The sequence below is a fragment of the Allobosea sp. AAP35 genome (assembly GCF_001295925.1).
In the GTDB taxonomy this organism is placed as follows: domain Bacteria; phylum Pseudomonadota; class Alphaproteobacteria; order Rhizobiales; family Beijerinckiaceae; genus Allobosea.
Genome location: NZ_LJHQ01000063.1, coordinates 72,001 through 83,299, shown reverse-complemented (window position 1 = coordinate 83,299; position 11,299 = coordinate 72,001). Strand labels below are relative to the sequence as shown.

General features: G+C 67.4%; 12 protein-coding genes. 3 read left to right on the top strand and 9 right to left on the bottom strand.

Going from position 1 to position 11,299, the window contains the following annotated elements; genetic code table 11:
* The first annotated feature begins 112 nt into the window (after window positions 1-112).
* A complete protein-coding gene (locus IP69_RS18810) occupies window positions 113-925 on the top strand; it encodes a DUF72 domain-containing protein (protein WP_054144351.1) in 813 nt (270 codons plus the stop codon).
* Between the two features lie 9 nt (window positions 926-934).
* Here the strand turns inward: IP69_RS18810 and IP69_RS18805 are convergent, their stop codons facing one another.
* From IP69_RS18805 to htpX, 6 genes are all read right to left on the bottom strand, one after another.
* On the bottom strand, window positions 935-1,414 hold the full coding sequence (locus IP69_RS18805; protein ID WP_054144350.1) for a YbaK/EbsC family protein: 480 nt from the start codon (window positions 1,412-1,414) through the stop codon (window positions 935-937).
* 4 nt (window positions 1,415-1,418) lie between these two features.
* The gene (locus tag IP69_RS18800; RefSeq protein ID WP_054144349.1) at window positions 1,419-1,685 is read right to left on the bottom strand and encodes a hypothetical protein; all 267 of its coding nucleotides are present in this window, start codon (window positions 1,683-1,685) and stop codon (window positions 1,419-1,421) included.
* A 30-nt stretch (window positions 1,686-1,715) separates the two neighbouring features.
* The gene (gene purH / locus IP69_RS18795) at window positions 1,716-3,308 is read right to left on the bottom strand and encodes a bifunctional phosphoribosylaminoimidazolecarboxamide formyltransferase/IMP cyclohydrolase (protein WP_054144348.1); all 1,593 of its coding nucleotides are present in this window, start codon (window positions 3,306-3,308) and stop codon (window positions 1,716-1,718) included.
* A gap of 105 nt (window positions 3,309-3,413) precedes the next feature.
* Window positions 3,414-5,132 (bottom strand): heparinase II/III family protein, encoded by a 1,719-nt coding sequence (locus IP69_RS18790; protein ID WP_054144347.1) that lies wholly within the window; start codon window positions 5,130-5,132, stop codon window positions 3,414-3,416.
* A gap of 90 nt (window positions 5,133-5,222) precedes the next feature.
* Complete coding sequence (locus IP69_RS18785) at window positions 5,223-6,599, bottom strand: RsmB/NOP family class I SAM-dependent RNA methyltransferase (protein ID WP_248306897.1); 1,377 nt, start codon at window positions 6,597-6,599, stop codon at window positions 5,223-5,225.
* A 4-nt stretch (window positions 6,600-6,603) separates the two neighbouring features.
* Window positions 6,604-7,539, bottom strand: a complete 936-nt coding sequence (gene htpX, locus IP69_RS18780; protein ID WP_054144369.1) for a zinc metalloprotease HtpX — start codon at window positions 7,537-7,539, stop codon at window positions 6,604-6,606.
* A gap of 129 nt (window positions 7,540-7,668) precedes the next feature.
* Between htpX and IP69_RS18775 the strand changes: the two genes are divergently transcribed.
* Window positions 7,669-7,899, top strand: a complete 231-nt coding sequence (locus tag IP69_RS18775; protein ID WP_054144368.1) for a DUF1674 domain-containing protein — start codon at window positions 7,669-7,671, stop codon at window positions 7,897-7,899.
* A gap of 45 nt (window positions 7,900-7,944) precedes the next feature.
* On the opposite strand, the gene IP69_RS18770 is transcribed toward IP69_RS18775, so the two are convergent.
* The 3 genes from IP69_RS18770 to IP69_RS18760 are packed head-to-tail and all read right to left on the bottom strand — an operon-like array spanning window position 7,945 to window position 10,252.
* Window positions 7,945-8,799 carry a substrate-binding domain-containing protein gene (locus IP69_RS18770; RefSeq protein ID WP_054144346.1) on the bottom strand — a complete coding sequence of 285 codons (855 nt, stop codon included), beginning with the start codon at window positions 8,797-8,799 and terminating at the stop codon, window positions 7,945-7,947.
* Between the two features lie 38 nt (window positions 8,800-8,837).
* Window positions 8,838-9,560: an ATP-binding cassette domain-containing protein gene (locus IP69_RS18765; protein ID WP_054144367.1), complete on the bottom strand. Its 723-nt coding sequence runs from the start codon at window positions 9,558-9,560 to the stop codon at window positions 8,838-8,840.
* 5 nt (window positions 9,561-9,565) lie between these two features.
* Entirely contained in the window at window positions 9,566-10,252 is a 687-nt protein-coding gene (locus IP69_RS18760) for an ABC transporter permease (protein ID WP_156323543.1), read from the bottom strand.
* A gap of 115 nt (window positions 10,253-10,367) precedes the next feature.
* On the opposite strand from IP69_RS18760, the gene IP69_RS18755 reads away from it, so the two are divergent.
* On the top strand, window positions 10,368-11,264 hold the full coding sequence (locus IP69_RS18755; protein ID WP_248306896.1) for a helix-turn-helix transcriptional regulator: 897 nt from the start codon (window positions 10,368-10,370) through the stop codon (window positions 11,262-11,264).
* Window positions 11,265-11,299: the final 35 nt, after the last annotated feature.

The window sequence follows — 11,299 nt, the reverse complement described above, 5'->3', positions numbered from 1 at the left end:
ACGGCGATATCAGCCACCATTCGACCATTGCTGCCACCTTTTCGCTCCGCTGCGCGTTATCGCGAAACGAACTCCCCTGAAAACGTCGCTCTGTGGAAGAAGGAGGTCCTCGATGACGGCAACAAGCGGACGCATTCGGGTCGGAATTGGCGGATGGGTGTTCGAACCCTGGCGCGGAACCTTCTATCCCGAAGGGCTGCCCCAGAAGCGTGAGCTCGCATACGCGGCCGAGCGGCTGGACTCGATCGAGATCAACGGCACCTATTATGGTTCGCAGAAGCCCGAAAGCTTCGCGCGCTGGCATGCCGAGACACCCGATGATTTCGTCTTTGCCGTGAAGGGATCGCGTTACATCACCAATCGGCGCGTGCTGGCCGATGCCGGCGCCTCGATCGACAAATTCTTCACCGGCGGCGTGACCGAACTGAAGGACAAGCTCGGGCCGATCAACTGGCAGTTCATGCCGACCAAAGCGTTCGACCCGGTGGATTTCGAAGCCTTCCTCAAGCTGCTTCCGAAGCGCGTCGATGGCATCGCCATCCGCCATGCGGTCGAGGCGCGCCATGACAGCTTCCGCACACCCGATTTTGCAGCCTTGCTCAGAGCGTATGGCGTTGCGGCGGTCACCTCGGGCGATTCCGACTTTCCCCAGATCGCCGACATCACCGCGTCCTTCGTCTATGCCCGGATCATGGGGACGAAGGAGGCCGAACCGCTTGGCTACGGCAATCACGCCCTCGAAGCCTGGGCTAGGCGTGCCCGCACCTGGTCGACCGGCCAGGTTCCCGACGACCTCGACACCATCGGCGCGGCGCCGGAAAAGGCCGGTCCGCGCGACGTTTTCCTCTATGTCATCAGCGGCGACAAGGTCCGCAATCCGGCTGCGGCGATGGCCCTGACCGACCAGCTACCGGCGGATGCGTGAGGGGCTGCTTCAGGGCGCGGTACGAACCGCGTCCTGGCAGACATCGACCCATTGGGCGTCCGTCAACGCCGCCAGGCGCGCAGGCGCGATCCGGACAGCGCTATGGGTCGAGCCGGCAGCCGGAATGACGACGTCGAATGCTCTCAGCGAGACATCGCAATAGACCGGAACCGGCTGGCTGAGACCGAAGGGGCAGACGCCGCCGATCGGGTGGCCGGTGACGGCCAGCGCCTCGTCGGCCCCAAGCAGTCGCGGCTTGCCGCCCAATGCCGCCCTGGCCTTGCGGTTGTCGAGCCGGGCATCGCCGCGAGTCACCACCAGCACGACCCGGTCCTCGACGCGCAGCGACAGCGTCTTGGCGATGCGGGCCGGCTCGACACCATGGGCGGCTGCGGCCTCAGCCACGGTGGCGCTGCTGGCTTGGGTCTCGATGATGGCGATCTCGGGCGCATGCTGCGCGAAGAAGGCGCGGACGGAATCGAGGCTCATCGTCTCACCGGAAACGGAGAAAGAGCAGGATCGCGAAACCCGCCGGCAGGCCGAAGACCAGCGTGAAGAACGGCATTTCCTGAAGCAGCGTATAGCCGGCGTGGTTGACGCCGACCCAGAGATTGACCAGCGAAGCCAGGAGCCAGAGCGGCAGGAAGAGCTTGACGGCCACGCCCGTCGGATTGCCGCCGCCCCGGTTCAGGCGGCGTGCCAGAAAATGCAAGGCACCAAGGAGGGCGAAGCCGGCGGCGATGACCTTGAGCGTATGCATGCGGTTGTCCTCCGGCGTATGGCGAAGTCCTCAGTGGCGGAAATGGCGGTGCCCGGTGAAGACCATGGCAAGGCCGGCCTCGTCGGCAGCCTTGATCACCTCGTCGTCGCGCATCGATCCGCCCGGCTGGATAACGGCCGTGGCGCCGGCTTCGGCTGCGGCGAGCAGACCATCGGCGAAGGGGAAGAAGGCGTCGGAGGCGACGACCGAGCCCTTGGCCAGGGTCTCGGACAGCCCTGCGGCCCTGGCGGCTTCGCCCGCCTTCCACGCTGCGATGCGCGAGGAATCGACACGGCTCATCTGGCCCGCGCCAATGCCGACGGTCGCGCCGTCCTTCACATAGACGATCGCATTCGACTTGACGTGCTTGGCGACGCGGAAGGCGAAACGCAGATCGGCGAGTTCGGCCTCGCTCGGCTTGCGCCTGGTCACGACCGTCAGCGCCATGTCGTCGACGACGGCGTTGTCGCGCGCCTGGGCAAGGAAGCCGCCGGAGACCGTGCGCAGCGACAGGCCCGGCGCGCGGACATCCGGAAGGCCGCCGGTCAGGAGCAGGCGCAGATTCTTCTTGGCGGCGATCAGTGCGATGGCGTCCTCATCGGCATCGGGCGCGATGATGACCTCGGTGAAGACCTCGACAATCTTCGCAGCCGCCTGCGCATCGAGCTTGCGGTTGAGAGCGACGATGCCGCCGAAGGCAGAGACGGGGTCGCAGGCCAGCGCGCGCTCATAGGCCTGCAGCAGCGAATCTCCGGTTGCCACACCGCAGGGGTTGGCGTGCTTGACGATGACGCAGGCAGCCGAGGCGGAAGGATCGAATTCGGCCACGCATTCGAAGGCGGCGTCGGTGTCGTTGATGTTGTTGTAGGAGAGTTGCTTGCCCTGGACCTGTCTTGCGGTCGAAACACCGGGCCGGCTGCCGGGGGTGCGGTAGAAGGCGGCCCATTGATGGGGGTTCTCGCCATAGCGCATCGTTTCGGCGAGCTCGCCACCGAGCGCGCGATAGGCTGGCGCAGTGTCGCCGAGTTCGTTCGCGAACCAGTTCGAGATCGCGGCATCATAGGCTGCGGTGCGGGCATAGGCCTTCTGGGCCAGCTTTCGGCGCAGCGTCAGCGTCGTCGCGCCCTTCTGGGCCCCGAGATCGCCCAGCACGGCGGCATAGTCGGACGCATCGACGACTACGGCGACATCGTTATGGTTCTTGGCGGCGGCCCGGATCATCGCCGGGCCACCGATGTCGATGTTCTCGATGCAGTCGTCGTAAGGCTTGCCTGCGGCCACCGTCGCCTCGAAGGGATAGAGATTGACGACGAGCAGGTCGATCGGCGCGATGCCGTGGCCGATCATCGAGGCCTGATGCTCGGGATGCGAGCGGATCGCCAGGAGGCCGCCATGGACCTTGGGGTGCAGGGTCTTGACGCGGCCGTCCATCATTTCCGGGAAGCCGGTGAGATCGGAGACGTCGGTGACGGGCAGCCCGGCTTCGGCAAGTGCCTTGGCCGTGCCGCCGGTCGAGACCAGCGCGATGCCGAGTTGGTGCAGGGCGCGGGCGAAGTCGATCAGCCCGGTCTTGTCCGACACGGAAAGGAGGGCGCGTTCGACGCGGCGAAGCTCGGTCGGCATCGGGATATATCCAGGATTGATGAGGCAGACGCGGTCTGTCGGCTGGCGGTTCGGGCGAGCTATCATGCTGCGCTGCGCAAAGCAAAACCTGCTGGCGCACAGAACTTATGCGCTGCCTGTGGATTCCGGCCCCAGCCCGGCCTCGGGCGGCGCCGGCCTGAAGCGTCCCATCGCGGGCGCCGCGGCGCCGATCCGGCTGAAGCTCCAGACGATCTGGGGAGTGGCGACGGCGTCGAACGCGACACAAAGCTGCTCGGAGCGGCGTCGGCCGTCGGCGCTGGCCAGGAAGATGCTCTCCTCGATCGAGACCGCATGGCCCGAAGCCTCGAAAGCCCAGACTTCGCCGTTGGGCGTGGCGAGCATGACGCCGTGTCCCTCGCGGATGAGGCTGGGCTTGATCGACGGGTGCAGATGGAAGCGCGCGACAGCCGGGAGCATGGCGGGTGAACTGGTCAGGGTGATCTCGTCTTCGCCGCTCAGCGCGGCGCCATCGCGTGCCAGGAGCAGCCGGCGGGTATGGACGGCCCCAAGGCCGCGTTTGTAGCCGTCATGGCTGCCGACCCATTCCTGCCCCCCCTCCGTGTCCTGACGGGCGACGCGGACATCGCTGGGCCCCGCGACGATGCGCATCTCGCCCAGAACGCGGCCAAAGGTGGCGCTGGAGCGATCGTCGAGGGTGACCGTGGAATGAGCGGCAGTGCTGCGCGCCGCCAGCCGCAATTCGGCGGAGCCGTGGCGGCTGGTCCCGCAATTGACGACGAGGCGCTGGGCACCGCTGGAGAATTCGAAGGCGAGGCAACCGGCATGCGCCTCGATCGAATGGGGTCCACGCGGCGCCGCGCCGGCATCGACCACGACCATGCTGCGATCGCCGGTCAACCGGCTGTAACCGGAATACGCGGCCTGTTCGATCGGGCGCGCCCGGGCGTCGTCATAGGCGGCAAGGGTCGCCATCAAATCGGGCGGCGTCGTGCTCATGCCGTTGAACAAGGCCATTGCCCCGTCGCCATGCCGGAACAGCCGCAGATGCGGCATCATCCGCTCGATCCCCATCAGCACGCCGCGCGGGGGCTCGATCCCGCGGGCCATGAAGGTTTCGCGCAGGGGCAGAAGATCGAGCAGCAATTCGATCAGCACGCGGGGATTGCGGCTGAGATGGCCGCCATCGGGAAGGATCTGATGGTCGAGCTCGTCGGAGAGCTGGTATTCCAACCGCTTGCGCCGGGCATCCTGACCGTCGAGGCAGACCGCGGCAAAGGTCACGGCGATCAGGCAATTGAGCCGCGTCGTTCCCTCGACGGCACCTGACAAGGCCAGATCGAGCCGGTCGGCCAGGCGGGAGACATGGCGCACGAAGCGCTCATAGAAAACGTGGTCGGCGCCTTCCAGCAGCAAAGGCGAATGGGACAACAGCGAGATCAGCCTGCGCGCCGCAACGACAGGACGGCGCGCGATCTCATGACGCTCGCGTTTCCTGCCGATGAAGTCGTCCACAAGCGCGCGGGCATTGGCGCGGGCGATCGCCGTATCGGCCGCATGCATATGGCGCAGCCAGGCGAAACCATACAACGCCTCCGCCCAGCCTTCGCTCGCGGGCTCGCTGTCAAAGGGCGCTTCGCCATGGGTCCGCAACGTGCGGCCGGCGAACGCATAGTAGCCGGCATAGATGTCGCTTGCCGTCGTCGGATCGGCCGTGCGCAGATCATGCGGGGCAAACAGCAAGCGGGTGGCGGTGCCGCGTCCGAACGGCCAGAGCCTGCGCGCGACGCCGACGAACTGTCCACGGGTTCGCCGCGCCGCCCGTGCGATCGCGGCCTGCGCCAAACCTCTGCGCTCAGACCAACCGTTCAATGCCCCGATACGCCCCGTACTCATCACACCCGGCATCGCCCGTCAGCGCGAATCCCCGTTCTGTCATAACCTGATCAGACGGGTTGCGTAAAATCCACTCCATCCCGAGAGGCGGGGCGTGTCGTTGCGGAGTTGATGGGGCAGGGTGCGCAGATCGCCATTGGCGTCGATGGCTTCGCCGAGGCCGCCGATCTCGGCCGCTTCGATCGGCTTTCGAACGAAGTCCGGATGCGTCTGCAGGAAGGTTTCGATCTGCGCCTCGCCCTCCTGCGGCTCGAGCGAACAGGTGCAATAGACCAGCCGGCCGCCAGGCCGCGTCAGGCGCGCCGCCGCTTCGAGCAGGCGGGCCTGCAGCGCGACGAGCTTGTCGCGGTCGTCGGGCGATTTCGTCCAGGCCACGTCCGGGTGGCGGCGGATGGTGCCGGTGGCGCTGCAGGGCGCGTCGAGCAGGACGGCGTCGAAAGGCTCGGCCTCCCAGAGGGTGGCGTCCTTGGTGACGATTTCGGCTTCAAGGCCGAGACGTTCCAGATTGGCGCGCAGACGGCGCAGGCGCGGGCCCGAGCGGTCGACGGCGGTAACCTGCGCGCCAAGTGCGGCAATCTGGGCAGTCTTGCCGCCGGGCGCGGCGCAGAGATCGGCGATGCGCTCGCCAGGCTGGGGAGCGAGCAGGCGTACCGGAAGCGCGGCGGCGGCATCCTGAACCCACCAGGCGCCCTCGTCGAAACCGGGCAGGCCGGTAATGCCCTGGCGTTCGCGCAATCGGATCGAGCCGGTGGGCAGGAGCAGGCCGTCGAGCTTGAGCGCCCAGTCCTCGGCAGAATCCTTCACGGAGATGTCGAGCGGCGGTTCGTCGCGGTGGCTGCGGGCGATGGCCGCGGCCGTCTCCTCGCCATAGCTCTCCATCCAACTCTCGGTCAGCCATTCCGGCGTGTCGAGGAACGGGTCGACGGCTTCCGCCAGGATCGCCTCGCGCTCGCGGGCGAGGCGCCGCAGCAGCGCATTACCGAGCGAGACATAGCGGGAAGAGCGCGCATCCTCGTGGAGGTGGCGGATGGCGAGGTCGACAGCCGCATGGTCGGGCACGTCGAGGAAAAGGATCTGGGCAGCGGCCGCCACCATGATCGGCTCGAACGGCCCGGAATTGCGCGGGCTGCCCCGTTCCAGCCTCGCATTGATCGCCTCCTGGATCGTGCCGAGCCGGCGGAAGGCCGTGATGGCGATGGCGCGCGCCAACGCGCTGTCGGCGGCGTCGAGGTGATAGGCCGGCGCCAGGCGCTCATGGGTGTCGTCGAGCGCGAGCCTGGCCCGCAGCACCTCGTCGATGACGGCGGCGGCAAGCTTGCGGGCCGGCAGGCCCGGAGCGGGCCCGGCACCGCTCTCGCCATCCTCGTGTTGCTGCGCGTCGTGAAGAAGATCGTCCGATTTCAGGTCCTTTGCCACGCTGTCAGCCCCAGGGCCCGGATCGGCGGCCTGTGCCGCCACCGCTCCAGGGGCTCTGCGCGGCCTGGCTCGTGAAACCGCCCCCGGCCGCCTGACGACCGACGCCCATGGCGCGGGCTTGCTCCATCAGCGCGGCGATGCGGTTGCCGGTGTCGGGATGTGTCGAAAACAGGGAATCCATGCCGCCGCCAGTCAGGGGATTGATGATGAACATATGCGCCGTAGCAGGCTTCGCCTCCGCCGTCTCGTTTGGAATATGCGCGACGCCGCCGGCGATCTTGGCGAGCGCATCAGCCAGCCAGACCGGATTGCCGGCGATTTCGCCGCCGAGCTTGTCCGCTTCGTATTCGCGCGAGCGCGAGATCGCCATCTGAATCACCATCGCCGCCAGCGGCGCCAGGATCGAAAGAAGGATTTGGACGATCATGTTGGGGCGGTTCTCGCGCGAGCCGAACATCATGCCGAAGGTGACCAGCGAGGAGATCGCGCCGGCCATGGTCGCGGTGATCGTCATCGTCAGCGTATCGTGGTTCTTGATGTGGGCGAGCTCATGGGCCATCACGCCGGCGAGCTCCTCATAGCTCAGCGTACGCATGATGCCGGTCGTCGCCGCGACGGCGGCGTTTTGCGGGTTGCGCCCCGTGGCGAAGGCGTTGGGCTGGTCCTCGTCGATGAGGTAGACGCGCGGCATCGGCATGTTGGCCCGTGCCGCAAGATCGCGCACCATGCCGTAGAGCTCGGGCGCGCTCGCCTCATCAACTTCATGGGCGTTGTGGGCAGCGAGCGCCAGCCGGTCGGAGTTCCAGTAGCTGAAGAGGTTGGTGACGGCGGCAAATCCGAGCGCCATCAGCATGCCGCTGCCGCCGCCGAGCAGATAGCCGACGGCACCAAACAGCGCCGTGAGACCGGCCATTAGCATGCCGGTGCGGACATAATTCATCGTCATCCCCATGGTTCACATCGACGGGCAACGCGGCGTCATGCCTCTCCCCGGATGCGGATCTGCAGCTTATGTGGTGAAGGCGAGGGCGATCCTGCAAGAGTGGCTGAGACGAGAGAGGCTGTGATGATGAACGAGACCAGCGCACAGGCCGTCGCGGCCGCGGTCCCCGAAGACGCGCCCTCGAAGCCCTTGTCGCCGGCCGCCGAGCGCGCCCTGGCGGAGGCGCAGGCACGCCGCGCGGCGATCGACGCCCGGGCGGCCGAGCTTGCCGGCGCACGCGAGATCGATGGTCGCGGCGGCCTGGAGCCGGTCCGCTACAATGACTGGGAGGTCAAGGGCCTCGCCAGCGACTTCTGAGACAAGCGTCCTGCGATCGCGGCCGTGCTCCGACGCTGGGCGGGATCACGCGCCGGCTTGCGTCGCGTTGGGGAAGAACAGCTGCTGACCCTCGATCTTGTAATCGGCGATCGCCTTCTGGCCCTCGGGGCCCACGAGCCAACTGACGAAGGCCTGACCGTCGTCGGTCTTCACATGGGGATGCCTGGCCGGGTTCACCGCGATGACGCCGTACTGGTTGAACAGGCGACGGTCGCCCTCGACGACAATCGTGAGATCGCCGCGGTTCTTGAACGAGATCCAGGTGCCGCGATCGGCCAGCACATAGGCCCCCATGCCGCCGGCGGTGTTGAGGGCCGCGCCCATGCCCTGGCCGATCTCGCGATACCAGGCGGCCTTCCGGGCTGCGAGATCGACACCGGCCATTTTCCAAAGCGAGAGTTCGGCCGCATGCGTGCCGGATTTGTCGCCGCGCGAGACAAACGCCGTGCCCTTCTCGGCGATCTTCACCAGCGCGGCGGCGATGTCTTTCGTGCCGGCAATCCCGGCCGGATCGCTCTTGGGTCCGATGAGCACGAAGTCGTTGTACATCACCGGCCTGCGCTCCAGTCCGAAGCCGTCGGCGACGAACGTCTCTTCCTGCGCCTTGGCATGGACGAAGACGACGTCGGCATCGCCGCGCCGGCCGGTGTCCAGCGCCTGGCCCGTGCCCTGTGAGACGACACGGACCTCGATGCCGGTCTTTGCCTTGAACAGCGGCAGGATGTGGCCGAACAGGCCGGAATCCTGCGTCGACGTCGTCGAGGAAACGGTGATGAAGCGGGTGCCCGCCGGGGGTGCGGTCGTGGTCTGGGCCAGCGCGAGGGCGGTCAGGGCGGCGGTGAAGCCGCTGGCGATCAGCAGGCGTCGGGTTGGGCTCATGATCGTCTCCCTGGAATTTTTGTGGGATGTCCGACGGGTCACCAGATCAGTTCCCCCGCGATGAACGCGCGCGCCTCGGGCGTGGCGGGGCCCGCGAAAAACGCGCCGGCGCCAGCATCCTCGAACAGCCGCCCGCGATGCATGAACAAGACCCGGTCAGCGAGGCGCCGGGCCTGGCCGAGATCATGGGTAGACATCAGGATAGTGATGCCCTCCGCCACAAGCCCGGCGAGCAGCTCCTCGATCTGCCGCGTGGCCGCCGGGTCGAGCTGCGAGGTCGGTTCGTCCAGGAATAGCAACTCGGGCCTTAAGCTCCAGGCGCGGGCGATGGCGAGCCGCTGCTGCTCGCCGCCGGACAGCAGCCGCGCCGCTTGCGTCGCGCGGTCGGTCAAGCCGAAGCGGGCCAGCGCCGCATGGGCGCGTTCCCGGCGCTCGTGGCCCGCCACACCGGCCGCCGCCAGCGCATGGGTGATGTTGGCCTCGACCGAGCGGCGCAGCATGATGGGCTTCTGGAACACCATCGCGTGACGCTTGGCTCGACCATGCGCGCCGGCCGCCCAGCCTATCCGGCCCTCGCTTGGCGTCAGCAGCCCGTGGCAGAGCCTCAGGGTCAGCGATTTGCCGGCGCCATTGGGGCCGAGCAGCACGGTCAGCCCACCGGCGGGAACGGTGAAGCTCAGATCCTCGATCAGCGCGCGACCACTGCCGAGGAAAGACACGGCGTCAACCGACAAGGGCAGGATGGAGGCGACATCACGCATGTTCGTCATCCCGCATAGCGGGCGCCGATGCGGCTGGCGCCGAAGGCGATGGCGTTGATGGCGAGGGTCAGGACGATCAGAACCAGGCCGAGCCCCAGCGCGAGCGGAAGGTCGCCCTTCGAGGTTTCCAGCGTGATCGCCGTCGTCATGGTGCGGGTGTAGCCGGCGATGTTGCCGCCAACGATCAGCACGGCGCCGACCTCGGCACTGGCGCGACCAAAGCCGGCAAGCAGGACTGTCGCCAGCGCGAAACGCCCGTCGAAGAGCAGCGTCGGGATGGCGCGTACGCCCTCCAGCCCGACCGAGCGCAGATGGTCGCGATACTCGCCCCAGAGATCCTCGACCGTCTGGCGCGTGAGCGCGATCACGATCGGCAGGACCAGGATGATCTGCGCCACGATCATCGCGGCCGGCGAAAACAGCAAGCCGAGCGATCCCAGTGGCCCCGAGCGCGACAGCATCAGGAAGACGAACAGACCGGCGACGACCGGCGGCAGCCCCATCAGCGCGTTGAGGCAGACGATGACGACGGAGCGCCCCGGAAAGCGCGCCAGCGCCAGCGCAGCGCCCAGCGGCAGGCCGATAAGCGCGGCGACCAGCACGGCGGTCAGCGTCACGCGCAGCGACAGCCCGACGATCGTCAGAAACGTCGGATCGAGCCCGACAATCAAGGCGAAAGCGGCTGAAAAAATCGCTGCGAAGTCCAACCCAGCCCGCTCCCGTGGATGACGTCATCCTGCAAAGACTTGTCTTTCTTAGGGTTCAATGAGACAAATTGCCAATATCGTAACTAGCGCAGGCCAGCGCATGTCCATGCAGGATCAGGTCTATCTGACGACCGAGGAGGCTGCGGGTTATCTGCGGCTGAAGGAGCGCAAGCTCTACGAGCTCGTTGCAAGCGGCGCCGTGCCCTGCACCAAGGTCAGCGGCAAATGGCTGTTTCCGCGCGCGGCACTCGATCGCTGGCTCGAGGCCGGGTTGTCGCGGCCCGGGGGGATGCAGCCGGTGGTGGCGCCGCCGATCATCGGTGGCAGCCAGGATTCGCTGCTCGAGGTCGCGGTGCGGGATTCGGGCTGTGGGCTGGCGCTGCTGGCCGAAGGGTCGCAAGCCGGGCTCGACCGGCTGGTGCGGGGCGAGGTCGCGATCGCGGCCATCCATCTCCATGCGACGCCCGACGATGACACCGCCAATCCAGCGGCCATCCTGGCGCAGCCCGGCCTGTTCGACGCGGTGGTGATCGGGTTTGCGCGCCGCGAGCAGGGTCTGCTGGTCGCACCCGGCAATCCGCTGGGTCTCGCCGGGGTGGCGGCGGCGGTGGCGAAGCAGGCGCGGTTCGCGCGGCGCCAGGCGGGAGCGGGCGCGCAACTTTTGCTCAACAGCCTGATCGAGCGCGAGGCCGTGCCCATGACGGCGATGGTGTTTGCCGAGGGCATCTGCGCGACGGGGCAGGATCTTGCGCTTGCCATCCGCACCGGCCGCGCCGATTGCGGTATCGCCTCAAGAGCCGTTGCCAGTGCCTTCGGACTCGATGTCCTGCCGCTGGTCTGGGAGCATGTCGATCTGGTGATGCGCCGCCGGACCTATTTCGAGCCGGCGACGCAGCGGCTGCTGGGCTGGATGCGCAGTGAAGCGATGCTGGCCCGCGCACGGGAGCTCGGCGGCTACGATCTGTCGCAAAGCGGCGCGGTGCGGCTCAATCGCTGACGGCTGCATCGGCGGGTAGCCGAGGGTCGCTCGCG

What these genes read in the sequence shown, in the direction of transcription:
- IP69_RS18810 (WP_054144351.1), top strand. Translation starts at nt 113, where the DNA reads ATGACGGCAACAAGCGGACGCATTCGGGTCGGAATTGGCGGATGGGTG.
- IP69_RS18805 (WP_054144350.1), bottom strand. Translation starts at nt 1,414, where the DNA reads ATGAGCCTCGATTCCGTCCGCGCCTTCTTCGCGCAGCATGCGCCCGAG.
- IP69_RS18800 (WP_054144349.1), bottom strand. Translation starts at nt 1,685, where the DNA reads ATGCATACGCTCAAGGTCATCGCCGCCGGCTTCGCCCTCCTTGGTGCC.
- purH (WP_054144348.1), bottom strand. Translation starts at nt 3,308, where the DNA reads ATGCCGACCGAGCTTCGCCGCGTCGAACGCGCCCTCCTTTCCGTGTCG.
- htpX (WP_054144369.1), bottom strand. Translation starts at nt 7,539, where the DNA reads ATGAATTATGTCCGCACCGGCATGCTAATGGCCGGTCTCACGGCGCTG.
- IP69_RS18775 (WP_054144368.1), top strand. Translation starts at nt 7,669, where the DNA reads ATGAACGAGACCAGCGCACAGGCCGTCGCGGCCGCGGTCCCCGAAGAC.
- IP69_RS18770 (WP_054144346.1), bottom strand. Translation starts at nt 8,799, where the DNA reads ATGAGCCCAACCCGACGCCTGCTGATCGCCAGCGGCTTCACCGCCGCC.
- IP69_RS18765 (WP_054144367.1), bottom strand. Translation starts at nt 9,560, where the DNA reads ATGCGTGATGTCGCCTCCATCCTGCCCTTGTCGGTTGACGCCGTGTCT.
- IP69_RS18755 (WP_248306896.1), top strand. Translation starts at nt 10,368, where the DNA reads ATGTCCATGCAGGATCAGGTCTATCTGACGACCGAGGAGGCTGCGGGT.